Genomic DNA, 21,078 nt, shown 5'->3' with positions numbered 1-21,078 from the left:
CCCGCCTTCTACAGGCGGGGCAAGGTGTGCGCCTGTGCGCTAGGCACAGGCACCTGCAATAGGTTGTTGTGTTCTGTAAAGCCGGGGCTCAATTCTGCATCTCGGCCCGGATCTGCTGGCGCAGCACGTCGATCGGCACCGTCTTGCCTTCGCGCTTGAAGCACCAGTAGGTCCAGCCGTTGCAGGATGGCGCGTTCTCCAAATGCGCACCCACCTGATGGATCGAGCCCTTGACGTTGTCGCCAACCAGAGTGCCGTCAGCCCGCACCTTGGCCTTGTGGCGGCGGTTCATCGAGTAAAGCTCCTCGCCCGGGCGCAGCATGCCGCGCTCGACCAGCTGGCCGAAGGGCACCCGCGGCGCCGCGCGCTTGCTGGCGGAAACCTCCAGCGCTTCGCGATCGAACTTGCGCACCGCCTTGATGCGTTTCTCAGCCACCTTGCGGTAGGCTTCCTCGCGCTCGATGCCGATGAACTCGCGGCCCAGCATCTTGGCAACTGCGCCTGTGGTGCCGGTGCCAAAGAACGGATCCAGCACCACATCGCCCGGGTTGGTCGAGCCGACCAGGATCCGGTGCAGCAGCGATTCCGGCTTCTGCGTCGGATGCGCCTTGTCGCCGTTCTCGTCCTTCAGCCGCTCATGGCCGGTGCAGATCGGCAGCACCCAGTCCGAGCGCATCTGGATGCCCTCGTTCAGCGCCTTCAGCGCCTCATAGTTGAAGGTGTATTTTGCGCCTTCGGACTTCGACGCCCAGATCATCGTCTCATGCGCGTTGGTGAACCGTTTGCCGCGGAAGTTCGGCATCGGGTTCGACTTGCGCCAGACAACGTCGTTCAGCACCCAATAACCTTCGTCCTGCAGCACCGAGCCGACGCGGAAGATGTTGTGGTAGGAGCCGATCACCCAGATCGAGCCGTTCGGCTTCAGCAGGCGGCGCGCCGCCTTCAGCCACTCGCGGGTGAATTTGTCATAGGCCTGGAAACTGGAAAACTGGTCCCAGTGGTCATCCACGGCATCAACTTTGGAGTTGTCAGGACGGTGCAGCTGGCCTTTCAGCTGCAGGTTATAGGGCGGATCTGCGAAGATCAGATCGACCGAATTGGCCGGCAGGCTGTTCATTGCCTCGATACAGTCGCCGCCAATAATCGTGTTTAAAGGGAGCGCTGCCGCGCCCTTTTTGATGGTTGTATTCATTGCTCTGCCTCAAAACCACGGCGCATTTTTGCGCTCATTAGGTTGTCCACAGGATGAGTCATCGCGGATTCGAGGTCAATTTGTTTTTTAGAACAACAGCCTGCGGTTCAGTCTTGATACAAGATGTTGTGTACGGGTTTGAATGACCGCCGATGATGTGGGGTCACCCCGAGATCAACTAGTGCATCCCGGTGCTGTTTCGAGGGGTAGCCTGCGTTTTTCTCCCATCCATATCCCGGGAACTGTTGCGCCAAATCCACCATGATCCTGTCGCGCGCCAGTTTGGCAACAATCGAAGCCGCCGCGATGGAGAGTGATTTGGCGTCGCCTTTGACCACCGCTTCCGATGGCAGGCTTAACCCCTTGGGGATCAGATTGCCGTCGATCAGCAAATAGTCCGGCGCCGGATCCAGCGCTGCCACCGCGCGTTCCATCGCCAGATGCGAGGCGCGCAGAATGTTCAGGGAATCAATCTCTTCCACCGAGGCATGGGCAATCGCGACCTGGGCGGCGGCCAGAATTTCCCCTTCCACCGCCTCGCGTTTTTTCGGGCTCAGCTTCTTGGAGTCGTTGAGCCCTGCGGGAATGGCAGAAACGTCCAGCACCACCGCCGCGGCGGTCACCGGGCCTGCCAGCGGGCCGCGGCCGACCTCATCTACGCCGGCAATTCTCAGGTACCCTTTGGCCAGGGCGGCGTCTTCCAGTGTGTAGTCAGGCTGTGTCATGCCTCTGTCAAAGCCAATCCCGGCACAGGATGCAAGCCGCATGAAAAAAGGGGGGCCGAAGCCCCCCAGGTTTGCTGCTGCTCGAATTCAAGGCGCCTGCTTACCAGTTGACCATCCGGTAGCCGTGCCGCTTCAGGCAGCGGGGTTTGAAACCGGTGCGGTGGCGCTGGCCGTTCCAGAAAGTCACCTTGCAGGCCTGCGGCAAGCGGTGGGTCCGGCCATAGTTGCGGTCTAGGCAGCCCTTGGCGGCCAGCGGGCGGTTTTGGCTGTAGCGCGGGAAGTAGCGCACGCAATGGGCCGGCAGATCATAGCGGCGGACCCGCGGCGGCAGCGGTTTCACATGGCCTCCATGGCGGTTGTGGGCATGGGGCTTGTGGCCATGCCGGTGCTGGTTCGGCGGGTTGTATGTACGGCTTACATGGCGGCCGTCGTCCTTGCGGGCGTCATTGATCGCTGCACCCAGGATGCCCAGCAGAGCCATCCCGGCAATGAACTTGGCAACGTCCTCGTCGGCGCGGGCCGGAGCTGCCGAAAATCCGGTGATGGCAATCGAGGCCGCCACGATCAGCGCGATGAATTTGCGGTGCGGTTTCGGACCTTGTGTTTTGGCCATGTCGGGACCTTTCTGTTTTGATTGTCTGATGCGCAGCCTGTGCGCTGAATGACCCCAACCTGGCCGCACCCCCTTCAGACAGGCAATATCGGCCGATTGTTATCGGATATCAGCTGCCCCAACCCCCTGCGGTTATTGAATTTCACCACTCGTCACCGCAGGATGGCCCCATGAAACAGCATCTCCTGATACCCGCACTTGCGGCTGCCCTTCTGGCGCTCTCATCGCCGGCCCAGGCGGCTGACTGCTATGCCGATTACAAGGCCAAGCAGGACAATCCGCTGCGCCTGCACTACGGCGTCATCCAGCTTTCCGGCGCTTGCCAGAAGCAAGCCGCCCGCCGCGAGATCCAGGCCCGTATTGCACCTGGCGGATGGAAACTTCTGAACGTCCTGTCCGTCTTTGGCCCCGAAGGCCTGCAGCAGAGGAAGGCCAATGCCGGATCCTACTATCTCCGTTTCTGAGGCCCGCGCCTCCGGCAGCCGGGTGATTGCCCTGGGCATAGCCGCCATTGTTGCACTACTGGTGATTGCCGGCACGGTTCTGCTGCTGACTCTGCCCGATGCCAACGCCTTCAATGCCCGTGTCGAGACTTTGTTCATCGAGAACGACCTGACCACCCAGGCGGAAATCAAGCTGCTGGAGATCCTGGCTCAGTCCGGCACCGCCTTTGCAGATACCCTGACCAGTTACCGGATGGTGATCTTCGTGCTCCTGGTCTTTGCCACTGCGATGATGGTGGCTGCACTGGCAGTGCTGGGCATGCTGGTGATGCTGAACCGCCGCATGGCGCAGATAGAACGGGCGGGCATCCAGGTTACCGAACTGCTGATCAGCCGCGATGAGAACACCGTCTACCTCAACAACATGGGCTTCAAGCTGACTCCGGCCGCGATGGAGACGCTCTCGGTGCTGGCCGAGGCGCGGCTGGACGATGACGTGCTGTCTGGCGCCGAGATCGAAGCGGTAATCTCCGGCCGCGCCTCCGCCGACTGCGAGGAGGCCGCCGGCGCCACCCGCATCAAACGCCTGCGCGACACTCTGGGCAACCAGATGGTCAGCGAGCTGCTGGTCAAGAACATCGCCAAACGCGGCTATGTGCTGTCGATCAGCAAGGATGTGATCCGCATGGTCTGACCCAGGAGGCCCTTGCTCCGCTTTGCTCAATATCCTGTGTTCCCCTCTGGAATTCCTGCACCGGGACCCCAAATAGCTCAGAACCGGCCCACGCCGGCCGGTCCTGGTTTTGGCACGTTTCGGCACAAGGACAAGGACCTCTGGGATGGACACACAGGTGCACGCACCGCGACAAGGCTACGGCATCATTGTCGAACCGCTGCAGGGCCTGATCACGGCCCGGCGAAATGGCACCATCCTGGCGCAAAGCACGCGCGCCAAAGTGATGTATGAGACCCGGCTTCCGCCCGCCATCTATTTCCCGGCAGAAGATGTGCAAGCCCCGCTCTCGCCGCATACGGACCTCCAGACCTTCTGCCCTTTCAAAGGCACCGCCAGCTACCGGGACATCCTGCTGCCAGGCGACGGTGTGCAAAACGGGGTCTGGGCTTACGAGGAAGCCATGCCCGAAGCTTCGGCCATAGCGGGCCACGTCGGTTTCATGCCCGGAGCAGGCGCTGAGTTCGACTTTGGAGCAAATACTGTGGAGATGCCGGATTACGGCAATATCTCCGGCCCGGTGATCGACTGGCTTCTGAGAGACGCGGCCTTGGTGCAGACACCCGAGGAGCTGACCTCAGCCCTGGCGGAAAAATTTGTCGAGCAAGGCATCTACCTGTCGCGCCTTTCCGTCATGGCCTGGTCGCTGCACCCGCTGATCGCCGGCAAGAATTTCATCTGGCAGAAAAAGACCGGCGAGGTCACCACCTACGCACCCTCCTACGAGATCCACGACCACCCGGCCTATCGGAACAGCCCGCTGCGCCACGTCTCCAACGGTTTAGGCGGCGTGCGCCACCGGCTCGGCAGCTGCTGCTCCGAGGATGCCTTCCCGATCCTCGAAGACCTGCGCAAGGAAGGCGCCACCGATTATGTTGCAATGCCGCTGCGCTTCTCCGACGGGCGCATCAATGTGCTGACCCTCACCAGCAACCACCCCAACGGCTTTTCCACCGCCAACCTGGGGCTGATCTTCGAATGCTCCGACGTGATCGCCCGCTACTACGAAATCTTCATGCAGCGCGAAAACGCCCAGTCGCTCTTGGAAACCTATGTCGGCAAACGTACCGGCGCCCGGGTGCTGGGCGGCGAGATCCGCCGCGGCGACGGCGACGAGATCGACGCCGCCATCATGTTCTGCGACCTGCGCGGCTCCACCAGGCTGGAAGAGCAGCTGGGACGTCAGGACTATATCTCGCTCCTGAACCAGTTCTTCGAGACCGCCTCGACCATCGTGCATGATCACGGCGGCGAGGTGCTGAAGTTCATCGGCGACGCTGTGCTGGCCGTGTTCCCGGCCGGCAGCGACCCGGCAAAGGCCCGGCAGCAGGCTTTGGACAGCGCCCGTGCCATCGTGGCCCGGCTGGAGGAAATCGCCCATCAGCCGGACGGCCACCGCTGCGAGGCTGCCATCGGCATTGCCTACGGCCGGGTGACCTACGGCAACGTCGGCTCCCGCGAGCGTCTCGACTTCACCGTGATCGGCCAGGCCGCCAATATCGCCGCCCGGCTCGGCGACTACGGCAAGACTGTGAACTATCCGGTGGTCGTCAGCCGCGACATCCTGAGCGACCCGTCCCAAGGTGTCTCACTGGGGGAAGTCAGCCTGCACAATGTCTCCCGGCCCGTCACCTGCTTTGCGGTTCCGTCGCAAACCGAACCGCAAGCCGCCGCCGAATAACACCTCTGCCGTTCATTCCCGGGTCAAGGGCGGCGCAGCCGCCGCGCGCACCGCGCGGTTCACCCTTGAGGCGGGGATGAACCCTCCATAATCAATACCGGCCTTCAGGGCAAACCTGCCCCTGAAGGCCTTCTCAGCAAAAAACCTACGCCCTGCCCGCAGGGCAGGGCCACGCCCAAGGCTGCTTTGCCTGCATCTCAGATGCAGGCAACAGGCGCGGGAGCCCCTCCCCTTGCGGCAGGTTCAACCCGCCACCAACGCGCGCTGCGCCGCATCCCCCATCGATACCAGCAACGGCGCCTCAGCCTGCCGTGATTTGAAGATGTCCTTGGTGGCCATTCCCTGCCAGCCGCAGTGCACCAGCGATTGCGCCACCGCACCGCCCAGCGTGGTGCCGGGGCCGGTCACGATGAACAGGTCCGGCGCAAACTCGCAGGCGGCGGTCTGCACCGCACGGGTGAAATCATAAGGTTCCACCACCTGATGCCCCAGCGTGTAGTCCCAGAGCGCTGCAGTATCCGTTGCCCCCGGCCACCAGATCTGGCCGCGCCCGTCGATCAGCGGCACCTTGGGCTGGACAAACATCTCCGCCCCAAGCCGCCTGCGGCCTTCCGCTGCCACTGGCGCCTGCAAACTGGTGTGAAATGCTGCGTGATTGGCCAGCCGCATCGGGAAGCGCTCATCCGCCACCGGCACCGCCGCCTCAAACGCTGTCAGCCCGGCCTCGTTCCCGGCCAGCACCAGCGTCCCGCCGAGATCAATCGACAGCGCCAGATCATGCCCCTCGCGCGCACCGATCTCAGCTGCCAGTGCCAGCAGCTCCGATTTGCGCGCGGGATCGTTCTGCCAATCGGCTCCGGCAAAAGGATAAACCAGCTGGCCGCCGATCAGCTGCTGCTGCATCAGCGTGCCCATGGTGTTCACAACGTTGAACCCGCCGTCAGCGCCCAGCGCCCCGGCCGCCGCCAGCGCGATGTACCAGCCCATCGAATTGCCGGTGACTGCAACCACCTCAATGTCTTCTGCCAGCGACTGTGCATCGGCCAGCGCCGAAGCATAAATCAAAGGCGAGGCAATATCCCCGCGGGAGTACTTCGACACCGAAAACCGGGTTGCCCCGTCCAGCGCTGTGATCTCCTCCTGCCCGGCCTCTTTGCGCTGCGCATCAAAGCCTGCAAACAACGCCGCCTTGTCTGCGTGAAAGCGGTGCAGATATCCCAATTCAGCCTTGTTGTATGTGCCCCGGCCCGGGCAGATCAGAACAGCAGTGCGGGTCATGATTTGCCTCCAGCCAGCGTCATTGCAGCCTCAACAATGCTGTCTTTCGAGGGCAGCGTGGCCCCATAGGCAGGACCGGTTGCAATAAAGCAGTCACTGGCCGCAATCCGCGCGGCGGGAACCTCAGATTGCTCAGCAAACAGCGCCATCAAAGCCTCCGACTGGCTGCCGGTGATGCGGCATTCATCGACAATCAGCACATGCTTGCAGCCCTGCACCGCCTCCAGCAGCGCCGCCTCCGGCAACGGCGCCAGCCAGCGCAGGTCCACAATCCGCGCGTTCACGCCCTGCACCGCCAGCTCCGCCTGCGCTTGCGTCGAGAGATAGCGGCCATTGCCATAGGTCACGATCGCCAAGTCAGTGCCATCCCCATGCACGCCAACTTCGCCCAGGCCAATGCGGCGGTCCGGCGAGGGATAGCTGCGCATCCAGCCGCCGTCCTTCACCTCATGCAGATCCCGCATCGGATAAAGCGCAATCGGCTCGACAAACACCGCCACCCGCTGCTCCTCGCGCGCCAGCCGCACCGCCTCGCGCATCATCATTGCAGCCTCGGCCCCGTCCGAGGGACAGGCAATCACTAGCCCGGGAATATCCCGCAGCACTGCCAGCGAATTGTCGTTGTGGAAATGCCCCCCAAACCCCTTCTGGTAGCCAAGTCCGGCAATCCGCAGCACCATCGGATTGGAAAACTGCCCGCCCGAGAAAAACGGCAAGGTCGCAGCCTCGCCGCGCAGCTGGTCCTCGGCATTGTGCAGATAGGCGAGGAACTGGATTTCCGGCACCGGCAGGAAGCCGTTGTGCCCCATGCCAATCGCCAGCCCCAGGATCGACTGTTCATCCAGCAGTGTATCGATCACCCGGTCCGGGCCAAACCTCTGCTGCAGCTTCTGGCTGACGCCGTAAACCCCGCCCTTGCGGCCCACATCCTCGCCCATCATGACGATCTCGCCGTGCTCCAGCATCAGATCGGTCAGCGTCCAATTGATCAGCCGCGACATCGGCTGCGGCTCCTCCATCGCCCGCATGTCGCTGCCAAAGGCGGCTGCGCGTGCCTCGGCACTTGGGCCGTTGGTGGGCGCGCAGGTCCGTTTTGGCGGAATCAGGCTGGCCGCGACATCCTCAGCGGTCTTCAGATGAGGCCGCGTCACCGCCTCTGTCCGGATCCGTTCCACCCGGGCGCAGGTGTCCTGATAGATCTTCAGCGCTTCCTCGGGGCGCAGCGCACCCGCCTCTGCCATCAGCCGCACCGAATGCAGCAGCGGATCATTGGCCTCATCTGCCTCCACTTCCGCTTTGCTCATATAGGTGGTCGGCACATCCGCCCCGGCATGACCATACAGCCGCACCGTGCGCAGATGCAGGAAGGCCGGTTTCCTGCGCGTGCGCACATAGTCCGCCGCCTCCTGCGCCACCTGGTAGGCGTTGTAGATATCCAGCCCGTCCGCCTTGAAGTACTTGATGCCGGGCCGCCCGGCCATCGAGGCCTCGATCCACCCTTTCGGCGTCTTCACGGAAATACCGATGCCATTGTCCTCGCAGACAAACAGCAGCGGCAGCGGAGTCGACTGGACTGAGGTCCAGCCCGCCGTGTTGATCGCCCCCTGCGCTGTCGAGTGGTTGGCCGAGGCATCCCCGAAGGAGCACATGACAATGGCATCCTCCGGCAGCACCTGATGCTCCGGCTTGTGCCGCTTCGCAGCCCCGACGGAATAGGCCGCCCCCACCGCCTTTGGCAGATGCGAGGCAATGGTCGAGGTCTGCGGCGGGATCATCAGCTCCTTGGAACCCAGCACCTTGTGCCGTCCGCCTGAGGTCGGGTCTTCGCTGGAGCAGGCAAAGGACAGCAGCATGTCCCAGGCAATCCGCTGCCCCGGCACCTGATCAGCGCGGGCAATCTGGAACGCCGCATCCCGGTAATGCAGGAAAGCCATGTCGGTGGGGCGCAGCGCACGGGCAACAGCCGCCATGCCTTCGTGCCCGGAAGAGCCGATAGTATAGAAGCCTTCCCCGGCCTTCTGCATGGCCCGGCTGGTCAGGTCCAGCGCCCGGCTCAGCACCTGGGCGCGGAAAGCGGCAACGGCCTCAGAAGCCGCAAGCGGCCCGTCAGGTGCCGTGCCTGCCGGGAAATCCCCGGCGGCAACCCGGCCGAGGAAATTCTGATGCACAATCTGGGCGCGGTCCATGCGGCCTCCTTTGGAGCAATTGCTGGCTCCATTTATCCGCGACCCAAGCCCCCGGCGCCAATGAGATTGTGTTCTTTGCTCATTCCAAAATGGAATGAGCGAGCGTGGATACAGTCCGGTTTCTCAGTATTCCGACCTGGATACCCGGGCTGTTTGCAGCCGCCCTAGCGCTGGCGCAGGATGCCCAGCCCCTTGCGGCGCACCAGCCGGCGGCCCTTGACGGCTTCGCGGAAGACGATCAGCAGCCCGGCCCCGACAATCATCGACAGGCCGATCCAGGTTGCGGTGCCCGGCAGGCTGCCAAAGATCATCCAGCCCCAGAACACCGACCACGGCAGATAAGTATACTCAAACGGGGTGACCACCGACGCCTCGGCCAGGCGGTAGGCCTGAGACAGGGCAAAGAACCCGACACCGGAAATCCCGCCAAGCGCCAGCAGCAGCAGCCAATCGCGCTGGCTGGGTGCGGCCCACTCGCGGAAAAGAAAGGCGAGGCTCGGGTGCGGGGAGTCGGTCTGCAGGTTGGAAAAGATCAGCCCCAGCACCGCGCCTGCGGTGATGAAGAATACCAGCGTGAACAGGGTCATCGAGCCGCCATTGGTGCGTTTTCCCAGCTTGCGGGTGGTGATGATCGACACCGCATAGGCGACGGCCGCAAGCAGCGCGAGCACTGCCGCCGGCTCGAATACCCCGGCGCCGGGCCGCACGATCACCATCACGCCTGCAAGGCCGATAAAAACGGCAAACCAGCGGAACAGGCCGATTTTCTCACCCAGAAAGACTGTCGCCAGCATGGTGACAAAGATCGGGGTGGAGAAGGTAATGGCAGCCGTCTCTGCCAGGCCAATGGCGGCCAGCGCCATGTAATAGACCAGATAGGAGCTGAAGCCGGCCGCGGCACGCAAAAGCTGCAGCGGGATCGAACCCAGCCGCAGCGGCCACAAAGTGCCGTCATACCAGGCGATGACGGCCACAATCGGCAGCGCAAAGACGCCGCGCCAGAACACGATCTGATGCACCGCGAAATCGCCGCTGAGGCTTTTGATGATCACGTCCTGTACCGGAAACAGCGTGGTGGCCAGCAGCAGAAACAGAATCCCGGCCATCGGCCGCGAGTCCGGAGTGTCCTCAGCCTGGACTGCTTGCCGGGCATAATCTGTTGTATCTGCTTCTGTTACAGCCATCGCGCGACTCCTCATGTGGGAGCTGCAGGCTGCCTGAACCGGCCGACGCTTCTGGCGGAACTGCGACACGAGCGTCGCTGCCAAGCGCATAGGCGGAGAATTCGAACCTCTGCAACGGTGAAGGAGGGTTTACAGGCCCTTCCGTTACGGCTCTGGTTTTTATTGAGGAGAAACCGGCTGCCAAAGAGTTAGGATGAAAGAGCCCCCAGATTCCGCTGCCATTGGCTGCAGCGGAATGACGCAAGACGCCGGTCTGGCACAAATGTTGTTGCCATAAGGCCGATTCGATATGTATCAATTTACAGACAGATATCGAGAGGTTCGTAACATATAAGATCGTGAATTTGTCTGCAAACCAAGTACGCAGGCGGATTTCATGAGGAAAAAATGCATGATCTGCTGTTGATAGTTACAAACGCACCTAATAGCAGGGATGCAAGCGGTTCGTTAAATGAACCTGAAACGGGGCTTTGACGGCAGAAACGGAAAGATTTTGGCCGGCCACCGCAGCAATCTTGCGCAAGATGGTGCCCCGGTACGTGAATAGGTCAAAGGGAGGACGACATGACCACTCGGAGAAAGCTACTGGGCGCAGTCGGCGCGGCAGCCGTCGCAGCGATGTGCGCGGCACCGGCATTTGCCCAGGAAGTCACCCTGAAACTGCACCAGTTCCTGCCGGCGCAGGCCAATGTGCCGAAGCTGATCCTGGATGTCTGGGCGGACAACGTCGAGGAATCCTCGGGCGGGCGGATCAAGGTCGACCGCTTCCCGTCGATGCAGCTGGGCGGCAAGCCGCCGGAGCTGATGGACCAGGCCATCGACGGCGTGGCGGATGTTGTCTGGACCGTGGTGGGCTACACCCCGGGCCGCTATCCCTCGACCGAAGTGTTCGAACTGCCCTTCATGATGACCAACGCACGCGCGGTGTCGCATGCCTATTGGGAAATGTTCGAGAAACACATGAAGGACACCGAGTTCAAGGACGTCCATATCCTGGGCACTTGGGTGCATGGCCCCGGCATGATCCACACTTCGGACCCGGTGGAAGCGCCTGAAGATCTGGAAGGCATGAAAATCCGCGGCGGCGGCCGGTCGGTCAACGCGCTGCTGACCGAGCTGGGTGCCACCCCCGTCGGCATGCCGGTTCCGGCGGTTCCGGAAGGCCTGTCCAAAGGCGTGATCGACGGCACCACCATCCCGTGGGAAGTGACCGCGGCGCTGAAGGTTCCGGAGCTGGTTGAAAACCACACCGAGTTCACCGGCAAGGCGCTGTATACCCTGACCTTCGTGCTGGCGATGAACAAGGACAAGTACGAAAGCCTGCCGGATGACCTGAAGAAGGCCATCGACGACAACTCCGGCCTGGAGTTCTCGGTCTTTGCCGGCGGCACCCAGGCGGATTCCGACGGCCCCTCGCGCGAAATGGCGCTGGATCTGGGCAACAACGTCATCACCCTGGACGCCGAACAGACCGCCCTGTGGCGCGAGCGTGCGCAGCCGATCTATGACAAGTGGATCGCTGACATGAACGAAAAAGGCATCGACGGTGCCGCGCTGATCGAAGAGGCCAGCGGCCTGATCGAGAAATACACGCCGCAGTATCAGTAAGGCGTTTTGATTGATAAAGGTGAGGGGCCGCGCGGCATTGGCACTGCGGCCCTTTGCACACCGGAATAAGGCAACACTACCATGCACAAGCTCATGATGCGGCTGGCCAAGGCCATGGCCTACCTGGGCGGTGCGGTCCTCACTCTCCTGATCATTCTGACATGTGTTTCAATCGCCGGGCGGCTGCTGAACGGGCTGTTCCATGGCGATCTGATGGAGCGGATTGCACCTGGGTTTTCGAAATGGATGACGGGCTGGGTCGGCCCGGTTAACGGCGACTTTGAGCTGGTCGAGGCAGGCGTGGCCTTTGCCATCTTCGCGTTCCTGCCGCTGTGCCAGATCACTGCGGGCCATGCCTCGGTGGATGTGGTGGCCAATGCCTTTCCGCGCGGGGTGAAACGGTTCCTGCGGATGGTGACCGAGCTGCTGTTTGCGGCCGTTCTGATACTGATCGCCTGGCGCCTGGGGGCCGGTCTGGCCGGCAAGTATTCCAACGGCGAGACCTCCTTCCTGCTCGAGTTCCCGGTCTGGTGGGCCTACGCCATCAGCATGGTGGCCGCGGTCGTGGCCGCCATCGTGGGCATCTACATGGGTGCGGTGCGCACCATTGAATTCTTTACCGGCCGCATCCTGGTTTGGGACGGCGTGGAGGGCGAAACGTGACGGCTCTTGAGATTGGCATCGCCTCCTTTCCGGTCCTGATGCTGCTGATTTTCCTGCGGGTGCCGATCGGGCTCTCGATGTTTCTGGTCGGGCTTGGCGGGCTGATCTGGGTGACGGATGGCACCCAGGTGGCATTCGGGCGGCTGAAAAGCGAGACCTATACGACCTTCTCTTCCTATTCGCTGACCATCGTGCCGATGTTCCTGCTGATGGGACATTTCGCAACACTGGGCGGCATGTCGACAGCCCTGTTCAAGGCGGCCGAGGGCTTCCTGGGGCACCGCAAGGGCGGCGTGGCGATGGCCTCGATTGGCGCCTGCGCGGGCTTTGGCGCCATCTGCGGCTCGTCGCTGGCAACCGCGGCCACTATGGGCCGCGTGGCGCTGCCCGAGCTGAAGCAATACGGCTATGCCGGCGGCTTCTCTACTGCAACGCTGGCGGCGGGCGGCACGCTGGGCATCCTGATCCCGCCTTCGGTGGTGCTGGTGATCTATGCCATCCTGACCGAGCAGAACATCGCCAAGCTGTTCCTGTCGGCCTTCATCCCCGGCCTGCTGGCGGCCCTGGGTTATGTCATTGCGATCTCCATCTACGTGCGCCTGTTCCCGGAAAGCGCGGGCACCCGTCCGCCGGTTCCCTGGGCCGAACGTTTTGCGGCGCTGTTCCATGTCTGGCCGGTGCTGCTGGTCTTTGGCCTGGTGGTTGGCGGCATCTATCTCGGCTGGTTCACCCCGACCGAGGGCGCAGCTGTCGGAGCTTTCGGCACCGGGCTGATTGCCTGGATGAATGGCGGGCTGAACCGCGAAACCCTGGGCGAGAGCTTTATGGTCACGGCGCGCTCTACCGCGATGATCTTCTTCATTGTGCTGGGCGCGGGGTTTTACAACGGCTTCCTGGCACTGACCAAGGTGCCGCAGGAACTGGCGGATTTTGTGGTCAGCCAGGGCCTCAGCCCCTGGGTGGTGCTGACGCTGATCCTCGCCTTCTATCTGGTGTTCGGATGCCTGATGGACTCGCTGTCGATGATCCTGCTGACCATCCCGATCTTCTTCCCGGTGATCTCGGCGATGGATTTCGGCTTATTGTCGCTCGCCGAGATGCAGGCCAATGCAGCGCAGGAAGTGCTTAAGTACTGCGAACCTCGCTTTTTCTTGCAGGTTCTCTGGGACATTGTGACCCTGCCAAAAGATACCTTCCTGCATTGCTCAACGATGGCTCCTGACATGGTTGAATCCATCAAGATGGCAATCGCCAACGGTGCCGAACTGAGCCGCGAACAGATGAAAGAGCTGGGCATCCGGGTGACCGAAGGCCGGGTGAACCGGATCGAGGCGGAATATGTCGCCATCTGGTTCGGCGTGCTGGTTCTGATCGTGGTGGAGGTCGGCTTGATCACCCCGCCGGTTGGCATGAACCTGTTCATCATCAATGCGATGGACCGCAAGACCAAGATGATCGACACCTACAAGGCCGTGATGTTCTTTGTCGCCTCCGACATCATCCGGGTCATCATCCTGGTCGCCTTCCCGGTGATCACGCTGCTCCCCTTGATGCTGACACAGTAAGACATTCTGCCTCTTCCCGGCTTGCCGGGGAGAGGCAGTTTCCGGGCCGATGCAGGAAATCGAAATATTTTGTGACATAGGCTTGGATTGACCTGAATCACCTTTCCGGGTTGGGCTTACCGGAACGCGCCGCAGCAAATGGGGAGACCCGCCATGCAGATCAGCCGCAGCAAATCCACCGCGCCCCGTGTCAAAGCGCTGGCGACGGAAGTTTCCGAATTGCAGGGGCCCTGTGTCGGCTGCACCAATTGCGTCGGCCTGTGCGACGCGCTGATTGACACGCTGGTGCTGCCGGACCTGATCCTGTCGCGCAAGCGCAGCAATACCTAGCGCAGCTTTCTACAGGCGCAGCCAGCCATCAGAGAAGACGACGCTGGCGACGCCGGCGAAGCGCGCCATACGGTCCAGCTCTGCCTCCAGCCGCCTGGTGCGGGCGGCAGACCATTTCACACCCCGCTCCGGCCAGACAGCGGTGACGCGCAGGATATCCGCGTCGCGCTCAGCTTTCATATCGATACGGCCCACCAGCCGGGCGCCTTCCATCAGCGGAAAGACGTAATAGCCGTACTGCCGTTTGGGTGCCGGGGTGAAGACTTCGATCCGGTAATGAAAGCCGAACAGCCGCTCGGCCCGTTTGCGGTCGCGCAGGGCCGGGTCAAAGGGGCTCAGCACCCGCATGCGCCCAGGGGGTGGTCCCAGTTCTGCAGCGGCCTCACCCGTGCCGGGGCGGGCGAACACCTTGCGCAGTTTTCCGTCCGCCTGCTCGACTTCGATCTCTTCCAGCTCTCCCAGACGCAGCTGCCCGGCGCACCAGGCCTTGGCCTCAGCCGCAGACGCGGTGTCCCAGAAGGCGGCCAGCTCGCCGGATCTGGCAAAGCCCAGGCGGTCCAAGGCGGCTGAGCAGAGCCAGTTGACTGTCGCCTGTGCATCGCAGGGACGGCGCCCAGGGCAGAGCTGCTCCTCGATCACCCGTTCTGTCAGGTCATAGCGTTTCTGAAACCCCTCGCGCCCCACCACGGTCAGCGCGCCGGAGCGCCAGAGGTATTCCAGCGCGGTTTTGGACGGATGCCAGTCCCACCAGCCGCCGGAGCCCTTCTTTTCATCCTTGCCCACGTCGGACGAGCTGACCGGCCCGTGATCGCGCACATGGTTCAAGACGGTCTCAAACCGCGCCTCAAACCCGTCACGCCGCCAATTGCGCCAGCGTTTGCGCAGCATCTCGGTATCGCGCAGGAACCGCAGATGCCAATGGGGGTAAAACGCCATCGGTATCATCGCGGCATCATGGGTCCAGTGCTCAAACAGCCCGCGGTCCCGTTCATAGAGCTGCTTCAGGTGCTTGGCACGGTAGCCTGGCCGCCGCGAATAAAGGATCACATCATGCGCGCGCGCCACCGTGTTGATGCTGTCGAGCTGCACAAAGCCCAGCCGCTGGATCAGCGCCAGCAGATCGTCGCCCTTTGCCGGGCCGGCTGGCTGCTCCAGCAGGGCATGACGGTCCAGAAACAGCCGCCGCGCACTTTGGTTGTCCAGCCGTTGAAGCGCCATCAGCGGCGTTTCAGCGTATCGCCATAAGAAATGGTCGGTGTCAGCGTCACATGCTGCTCAAGCTCGGCATCCGGATCTTCCAGCTGGGCCGCGATGATCTCTGCGGCCTTTCTGCCGATCTCCTGCCTGCAGGCGTCCATGGTCGCAAGCTTGCGCGGCAGCCCCTGCAGAAGCTCAACCCCGTTGAAGCCGGCCAAACCGATCTGGCCAGGGACATCAATCCCTTTCTCCAGCAGATACAACAGCCCGCCGGCTCCAATCATGTCATTGGAGAAATAAAGGAAATCCAGCTCGGGTGAACGTTCCAGCATCGCCTGGGTCATCTCGCGTCCCTTGGCCAGCGCCGAGCCTCCGGAATAGAATTCGCGGTCCTCGATCTCGACGCCTTCTTTGGCCAGCGCCTCGGTGAAGCCTTCGAACCGCTTCCGGGCCCGGTGGTCCAGCGGCATCTTGGTGCCCATGAAGCCGATGTGCTGGTAGCCCGCCTTCAGGATCGCCTTGGCCATTTCCCGGCCTGCCCGGCGGTGCGAAATGCCGACCATCGAATCCACGGGCTTGCCGTCCGTATCCATGATTTCCACAACCGGGATGCCCGCATTGTTCAGCATTGCGCGGGCCGCATCCGTGTGCTCAAGCCCCGCGATGATCACGCCGGAGGGGCGCCACGAGAGCATCTCGTACAGCACTTTTTCCTCTTTCTCCGGCTTGTAGTCGGTGACGCCGACCACAGGCTGCAGCTCGGTGTTCTCCAGCACCTTGTTGATACCGGTCAGCACCTCGGGAAAGACCATGTTGGACAGCGACGGGATGATCACCGCCACCAGATTGACCCGGTTCGAGGCCAGCGCGCCGGCAATCTTGTTGGGCACATAGCCCAGCTCCTTGGCGGCAGTCAGAACCTTGGTCCGTGTTTTCTCCGACACGTCCCCGCGGTTGCGCAGCACGCGGCTCACAGTCATTTCGGAAACACCGGTTGCTTCGGATACATCGCGAAGGGTGAGAGGGCGCTTGCTGTCCGTGGTCACGTTCCTGAGCCTCTTGTTACTGCTGTCTGCAACGTTAGCGCAGACACCGGATGCTGCACAATGGAAACTGAGCGCGGCAAAACGGCTTTCGGCTGCGCCCATCCCATTGTGATCGCAGGAGGGATTTGCTATCGCGTTAAAGCGCGCGGCCCCGTGGCTCAACTGGATAGAGCAGCCCCCTCCTAAGGGGCAGGTTGCAGGTTCGAATCCTGCCGGGGTCGCCAGCAGTACCCTAAAAACAATTGGAAATTAGAGGCCGCTTGCCTCCGCTCGCAGAATCCGGGCAGCTGGAGCTACATGGGCACTTCGACAACCTTCCAGTAGCGGTCGATCATGTTGACCAGCTTAAGAAAATCACGGCCTGCGGTTTCCTTGTAGATGAAGCCGGCAACGTTCAGGTTGTAGGCCGCGATCTTGTCCTCCTCGATCTTGGAGGTGGTAAGCATGAAGATCAGCGACTGCTTCAGGGCCGGGTCCTTGCGCAGCTCCTCGACAAATTCGATCCCATTCATCCGCGGCATGTTGATATCCACCAGCAGCATATACGGCGGGTCGATCTGGCGATGGCCGTTTTCCCCCCGCAGCATTTCCAGAGCCTCAACCCCGTCAACAGCGCGGATAATGGTGTTCTTGATCTTGACCTGCTTGAAGGCCCGCTGGACCGCCTTGGCGTCGCCGTCATCATCTTCGACAAGGAGCAATGTCAAAGGCCGCGTTGTGCTTTCAGTGTCTTGGGGTGAAGTCATGGTTCCTGTCTCATTGGTTCTGCTGTGGACGGGCGCTGGAAGGCACCGGCCAGGAAAACGTAAAGGTGCAGCCATGGCCGGGCGCGGACTCGAGGGTGATTTCTTCGCCGAAGTGCTCCATGGTCTTTTGCACCATGGCGAGGCCCATGCCGCTGCCCTCGACCTTGTCCCGCGGCTGCAGCGTGGTGAACATTTTGAAAACCCTCTGATGAAACTGCGGGTCTATGCCAGGCCCGTCGTCTTTCACCGAAAACAAGTGCTTTCCGCCCTGTTCCCGCATCGTGACGCTGATTTTCCCTGCCGCCTTGTCATGATGCTTGACCGCGTTGTTGATGAGATTGGCAAACACCTGCTGCAAGGGCATGTGCGGCAGTACGATCTCCGACAGTGCGGCGCTCACATCCAGCTCGAACTCCTGCGGAAGGTCGCTGAGCAGAGCGGCGTCCTGGACCAGCTTGCCGCCGTCAAGCCATTCCTGCCCCGGATCCTGAGCCTGCCGCCCGATCCGTGAATACACCAGCAGGTCATCCAGCAGCTTTTCCATGCGCCTCACGCGGTTGCGCAGCATCTCCATGTTTTCCCGGTTCTCGTCGTCCAGATGCTCTGCGAGATCCTCTTCCAGCCAGCGCGAAGTGTTATCAATCACCCGCAGCGGCGCTTTCAAATCATGGGAAGCGATATAGGCAAAATTGTCGAGCTCCCGGTTGGAGCGTTCAAGCTGTTCGATAAAATGCTCGCGCTCGGCCTCAGCCTGCTTGCGGCTGGTAATGTCGCGCACGATGCCGGTGAAAATTCTTTTGCCGTCAGTCTGCGCCTCATTGACAGAGAGATCCATCGGAAAAACGGACCCGTCTTTGCGCAGCCCCTGCACCTCGCGCCCGATCCCGATGATCTTCCTGGTGCCGGTGCGGCGGTAGTTCTGGATATAGCGGTCATGGTCTGCCTGATAGGGATCCGGCATCAGCATCTTGACGTTCTGCCCGGTTACCTCCGCTGCGGTATAGCCAAAAATCCGCTCGCAGGCCGCGTTGTAGCTTTCAACGGTGCCGTCTTCACCGATGGTGATAATCCCGTCCACCGTGCCGTCCAGCACCGCCCGCAGCTTGCCCTCGCTGTGCTGCAGGGTGGCTGCCGCCTGTTTCTGCGAGCGCAGGATGAAGGCCACGGCCCATAAGGCCAGCAGCGTCAGCTTGCGGTTCAGCAGCACCACCTCAGGCGGCGCCGCCACTGCGGGAATCAGCCAGAAGCCGGACAGGGTGAACGCGGTCGCCAGCGCAGCAAAAACAAGCGCTGTATTGGGATGCCGCCACCAGACGGCGCTTAGGATGAAAACCACATAGATGAGGCCGCCAGCGACTCCTAATGGGGTCAGGAAGTCAAACGTCAGACCGGCCGCTGCAATAGCACCAGAGGCGGCAAGAACCCGTTTCTTACCGGGCAGCCAGCCATTGCCTTGCAGAGCAGAGCCGCCAAGGCTGTTGCTTGTCATCCCGCGCCTCTCTTTCCCCGGCGGAAAATCATATTATACCACTATGAATTGCAGTTTTGTCGACGCCGGCCTGCAATCTGCCAATGTTCGCGTGTCATCTCCATGAAGTCTGAAAGCAACCGCCCTGTCAATATTGCGTCTGAAAGGTTAATAAATTCGTGCAACTTCTTTGTACTCCGGTTTCGCAACAGAAGCGCAAGCCGCTGAAATTCATCAGTATTATCCACACCGACAATGATGATGCAGAATTTTGCATTAATGTTGCGATGAAAATCACCCTTCGTTAACCCGGATAACGTGTATACTGGAATCATGAATAACCCGGAATCCCCCTGGCGTATTCCGATATGCATCCTGAGGGGGTAAATTGTGAAGTTTTAAGGGGTGGCAACGATGACAAGCATGCAAATGCCCGAATTCTCCCTGGAAAGAGGACACCAGCCGGTGCTTCTCAGGGTTCTGATCGTCGATGATGACGAGGTTGACCGGCTCCGATTGCAGAAAATCTGCAGCAAGGCCGGGCTGATGACCGACTTTCACGAAGCGGCGAACCTTCAGGAAATGCGGCGGAAGCTGGACGTAGATAGCTTTGACCTGGTGTTCCTGGATCACAACCTGGGCATGGACACCGGCCTGGACGCACTGAAGATCCTGCTGGCCCACGAAGATCAGGTACAGGCTATCCCCATCATGCTGACAAGCTCCACCAGCTACCAGCTGGCGGTCGAGGCGATGCGCCGCGGATGTGCGGACTACATCGTCAAGGAAGAGCTTTCGGTGGATTCACTGATCAAATCCGTGGCTGCAGCAATCGAACGGCGGGCGCTCTACGGGCAGCTGACCAGCGCCAAGCGGGCGGAGACCGAGCTGAAGCAGGTGTTTCACCGCTTCATGGCCGGCTGCGGCCCGGAGCTCAGGGTTCTGCTGCGGCGGGCGCTTGCAAGCGTGCGGGTGATCAAGTCGGAAGCGAAATCGGACGGGGCCTTCAATCCCGAAGCTCTTTCGGACTTCTCCCTGCTGGAGCGGAGCTGCAAGGATCTTGTTGTGTTCATGGATGATCTGGAGACCGTCATAGCCGAAGGCTGGGCGCTTTCCTACAGCGAGCGGCCCTCCAGCCTTCAGTAAGGCCGGCCGCAGCGCAAAGAATCCCTGCCCCCGCCCCGAGCGGGAGGCGGCGGGGCATTGAGGCAGACGCAGAAAAAAGACCGGACAATGTGTGCAAAGAACATCTTGATCGTTGACGATGACGCAGGCGACAGAAAGATCGTGCACAAACATTTGCTGAACCTTTACCCTGGCGCCAACATTCATGAGGCATCCAGCGGGGAGCAGGCGCTTGCGCTTTCGGAAGCAGAAGTGGATGCGGCCTTTGTGGACTATCAGCTGCCCGGCGGCACTGGACTGGACCTGCTGTCAAACTTCTCCCTGACCTGGCCGCGGGCGCTGCTATTCATCATGACTTCGCAAGGTGATGAAGGGATCGCCAAAAACGCGATTCTCGCTGGCGCCAACGACTATATCCCCAAAGCTGCCATCACCCCTTCAGCATTGAAGCGCATGATTCAAAACGGTAGCGAGCTGGCCGACATGCGCTGGCAGATCAACGAGCATCAGAACGAGCTGAAACTGTTTTCGGACGTTCTTGTACATGATTTGCGGGCGCCAATCAGAGCGGTGAAGTTTCTGTGCGATCAGATCCTTGAGGACTACGAAGCAGGCGAGGTCGAAGAAGTCGCCCGCGAGTTCGATCTGATGAAGATGTCGGTCCAGAAGATGTCCGAGCTTATTGAACAGCTGGCCACGCATATCCGCCCCGACAGCGAAGGGAAATCCCGGTTAATTCCAGTGGAGAAACTGTTCGAAGACGCGCAAATGGCCATGGCCCACGACATCCTGGCATCCAGCGCGCAGATTACCTGGGAAGACGGCGGGTTGACGGTTCTCTGCTTTCCTCCGGAAGTTACGCAACTGCTGCAGAACTTGATCGGAAATTCGATCAAATACTCCGGCGGAGGCAGGCCGGAGATTAAGGTGGAAGCGGCCGCGGAGCCCGGCGGTGTCCGGATTTCTGTCCAAGACAACGGGATCGGGGTGCCGAAACAGTACCGTGAACGGATTTTCGAACCTTTCAAACGCCTGCAGAACACCGGCGATGCGCCGGGAACCGGACTTGGCCTGGCGACCTGCACCAAAATCGCTAAGCGGCACAATGGCAGAATCTGGTGCGATCCTGAGGTGCAATCAGGAACGGTGATTCACTTCACATTGCTCCTCTCATAACTATTCGCCGCCGCGGCAAACTGCATGCGGGACCGTCCCGCCGGCAGTTTCCGGAAACTTGCTCCGGGTGCCGAGCGGTTCAGGGAGGCACTGATTGAGGGAAGAGTTCCATCGGCGGG

Annotated in this window: 19 protein-coding genes and 1 tRNA gene; 10 read left to right on the top strand and 10 right to left on the bottom strand. The window is 61.3% G+C overall.

Annotation, left to right across the window (positions count from 1 at the left end):
- Positions 1–88 precede the first annotated feature (88 nt).
- From RA20_RS22795 to RA20_RS22785, 3 genes are all read right to left on the bottom strand, one after another.
- On the bottom strand, positions 89–1,192 hold the full coding sequence (locus RA20_RS22795) for a site-specific DNA-methyltransferase (RefSeq protein ID WP_039134425.1): 1,104 nt from the start codon (positions 1,190–1,192) through the stop codon (positions 89–91).
- Between the two features lie 107 nt (positions 1,193–1,299).
- Positions 1,300–1,917 carry a ribonuclease HII gene (locus RA20_RS22790; RefSeq protein WP_039134434.1) on the bottom strand — a complete coding sequence of 206 codons (618 nt, stop codon included), beginning with the start codon at positions 1,915–1,917 and terminating at the stop codon, positions 1,300–1,302.
- Positions 1,918–2,017: 100 nt separating this feature from the next.
- Complete coding sequence (locus RA20_RS22785) at positions 2,018–2,530, bottom strand: hypothetical protein (RefSeq protein WP_039134423.1); 513 nt, start codon at positions 2,528–2,530, stop codon at positions 2,018–2,020.
- A 170-nt stretch (positions 2,531–2,700) separates the two neighbouring features.
- Between RA20_RS22785 and RA20_RS22780 the strand changes: the two genes are divergently transcribed.
- From RA20_RS22780 to RA20_RS22770, 3 genes are all read left to right on the top strand, one after another.
- Positions 2,701–2,994 (top strand): hypothetical protein, encoded by a 294-nt coding sequence (locus RA20_RS22780; protein ID WP_039134420.1) that lies wholly within the window; start codon positions 2,701–2,703, stop codon positions 2,992–2,994.
- Positions 2,966–3,667 carry a winged helix-turn-helix domain-containing protein gene (locus tag RA20_RS22775; RefSeq protein WP_039134416.1) on the top strand — a complete coding sequence of 234 codons (702 nt, stop codon included), beginning with the start codon at positions 2,966–2,968 and terminating at the stop codon, positions 3,665–3,667. The genes RA20_RS22780 and RA20_RS22775 overlap by 29 nt, the downstream gene beginning before the upstream one ends.
- A gap of 145 nt (positions 3,668–3,812) precedes the next feature.
- On the top strand, positions 3,813–5,387 hold the full coding sequence (locus tag RA20_RS22770) for a DUF427 domain-containing protein (protein ID WP_052249139.1): 1,575 nt from the start codon (positions 3,813–3,815) through the stop codon (positions 5,385–5,387).
- A 243-nt stretch (positions 5,388–5,630) separates the two neighbouring features.
- Here RA20_RS22770 and RA20_RS22765 read toward each other — a convergent pair whose 3' ends face one another.
- The 3 genes from RA20_RS22765 to RA20_RS22755 form a co-directional block, all read right to left on the bottom strand.
- The gene (locus tag RA20_RS22765) at positions 5,631–6,665 is read right to left on the bottom strand and encodes an acyl carrier protein (protein WP_039134409.1); all 1,035 of its coding nucleotides are present in this window, start codon (positions 6,663–6,665) and stop codon (positions 5,631–5,633) included.
- Positions 6,662–8,851: a dehydrogenase E1 component subunit alpha/beta gene (locus RA20_RS22760; protein WP_039134406.1), complete on the bottom strand. Its 2,190-nt coding sequence runs from the start codon at positions 8,849–8,851 to the stop codon at positions 6,662–6,664. The genes RA20_RS22765 and RA20_RS22760 overlap by 4 nt, the downstream gene beginning before the upstream one ends.
- A 164-nt stretch (positions 8,852–9,015) precedes the next feature.
- Positions 9,016–10,035 (bottom strand): DMT family transporter, encoded by a 1,020-nt coding sequence (locus RA20_RS22755; protein WP_052249138.1) that lies wholly within the window; start codon positions 10,033–10,035, stop codon positions 9,016–9,018.
- A 564-nt stretch (positions 10,036–10,599) separates the two neighbouring features.
- Here RA20_RS22755 and RA20_RS22750 point away from each other — a divergent pair.
- The 4 genes from RA20_RS22750 (at position 10,600) to RA20_RS25920 (ending at position 14,201) form a co-directional block, all read left to right on the top strand.
- Positions 10,600–11,643, top strand: coding sequence for a TRAP transporter substrate-binding protein (locus tag RA20_RS22750; RefSeq protein ID WP_039134403.1), 1,044 nt, complete (start codon positions 10,600–10,602; stop codon positions 11,641–11,643).
- 81 nt (positions 11,644–11,724) lie between these two features.
- Complete coding sequence (locus RA20_RS22745; RefSeq protein WP_039134400.1) at positions 11,725–12,306, top strand: TRAP transporter small permease; 582 nt, start codon at positions 11,725–11,727, stop codon at positions 12,304–12,306.
- Complete coding sequence (locus RA20_RS22740; RefSeq protein WP_039134397.1) at positions 12,303–13,871, top strand: TRAP transporter large permease; 1,569 nt, start codon at positions 12,303–12,305, stop codon at positions 13,869–13,871. The genes RA20_RS22745 and RA20_RS22740 overlap by 4 nt, the downstream gene beginning before the upstream one ends.
- 153 nt (positions 13,872–14,024) lie before the next feature.
- Positions 14,025–14,201, top strand: a complete 177-nt coding sequence (locus tag RA20_RS25920) for a hypothetical protein (RefSeq protein WP_193748903.1) — start codon at positions 14,025–14,027, stop codon at positions 14,199–14,201.
- A 9-nt stretch (positions 14,202–14,210) separates the two neighbouring features.
- Here the strand turns inward: RA20_RS25920 and RA20_RS22735 are convergent, their stop codons facing one another.
- The gene (locus RA20_RS22735; protein WP_039134394.1) at positions 14,211–15,419 is read right to left on the bottom strand and encodes a winged helix-turn-helix domain-containing protein; all 1,209 of its coding nucleotides are present in this window, start codon (positions 15,417–15,419) and stop codon (positions 14,211–14,213) included.
- The gene (locus RA20_RS22730; protein WP_039134391.1) at positions 15,419–16,444 is read right to left on the bottom strand and encodes a LacI family DNA-binding transcriptional regulator; all 1,026 of its coding nucleotides are present in this window, start codon (positions 16,442–16,444) and stop codon (positions 15,419–15,421) included. Before RA20_RS22730 ends, RA20_RS22735 begins: the two co-directional genes overlap by 1 nt.
- Positions 16,445–16,591: 147 nt before the next feature.
- Between RA20_RS22730 and RA20_RS22725 the strand changes: the two genes are divergently transcribed.
- Positions 16,592–16,668, top strand: a tRNA-Arg gene (locus RA20_RS22725).
- A gap of 69 nt (positions 16,669–16,737) precedes the next feature.
- Here RA20_RS22725 and RA20_RS22720 read toward each other — a convergent pair.
- Both RA20_RS22720 and RA20_RS22715 read right to left on the bottom strand, forming a co-directional pair.
- Positions 16,738–17,190: a response regulator gene (locus RA20_RS22720; protein WP_039134388.1), complete on the bottom strand. Its 453-nt coding sequence runs from the start codon at positions 17,188–17,190 to the stop codon at positions 16,738–16,740.
- Between the two features lie 10 nt (positions 17,191–17,200).
- Entirely contained in the window at positions 17,201–18,679 is a 1,479-nt protein-coding gene (locus tag RA20_RS22715; protein ID WP_082018103.1) for a sensor histidine kinase, read from the bottom strand.
- Between the two features lie 393 nt (positions 18,680–19,072).
- On the opposite strand from RA20_RS22715, the gene RA20_RS22710 reads away from it, so the two are divergent.
- Both RA20_RS22710 and RA20_RS22705 read left to right on the top strand, forming a co-directional pair.
- Positions 19,073–19,804, top strand: a complete 732-nt coding sequence (locus RA20_RS22710; protein WP_039134385.1) for a response regulator — start codon at positions 19,073–19,075, stop codon at positions 19,802–19,804.
- Positions 19,805–19,909: 105 nt separating this feature from the next.
- Entirely contained in the window at positions 19,910–20,959 is a 1,050-nt protein-coding gene (locus tag RA20_RS22705; RefSeq protein ID WP_241482318.1) for an ATP-binding response regulator, read from the top strand.
- The last annotated feature ends 119 nt before the right edge of the window (positions 20,960–21,078 follow it).

It is taken from the genome of Leisingera sp. ANG-Vp (assembly GCF_000813725.1).
GTDB lineage: Bacteria > Pseudomonadota > Alphaproteobacteria > Rhodobacterales > Rhodobacteraceae > Leisingera.
This window is presented reverse-complemented; position numbering and strand designations above follow the sequence as displayed.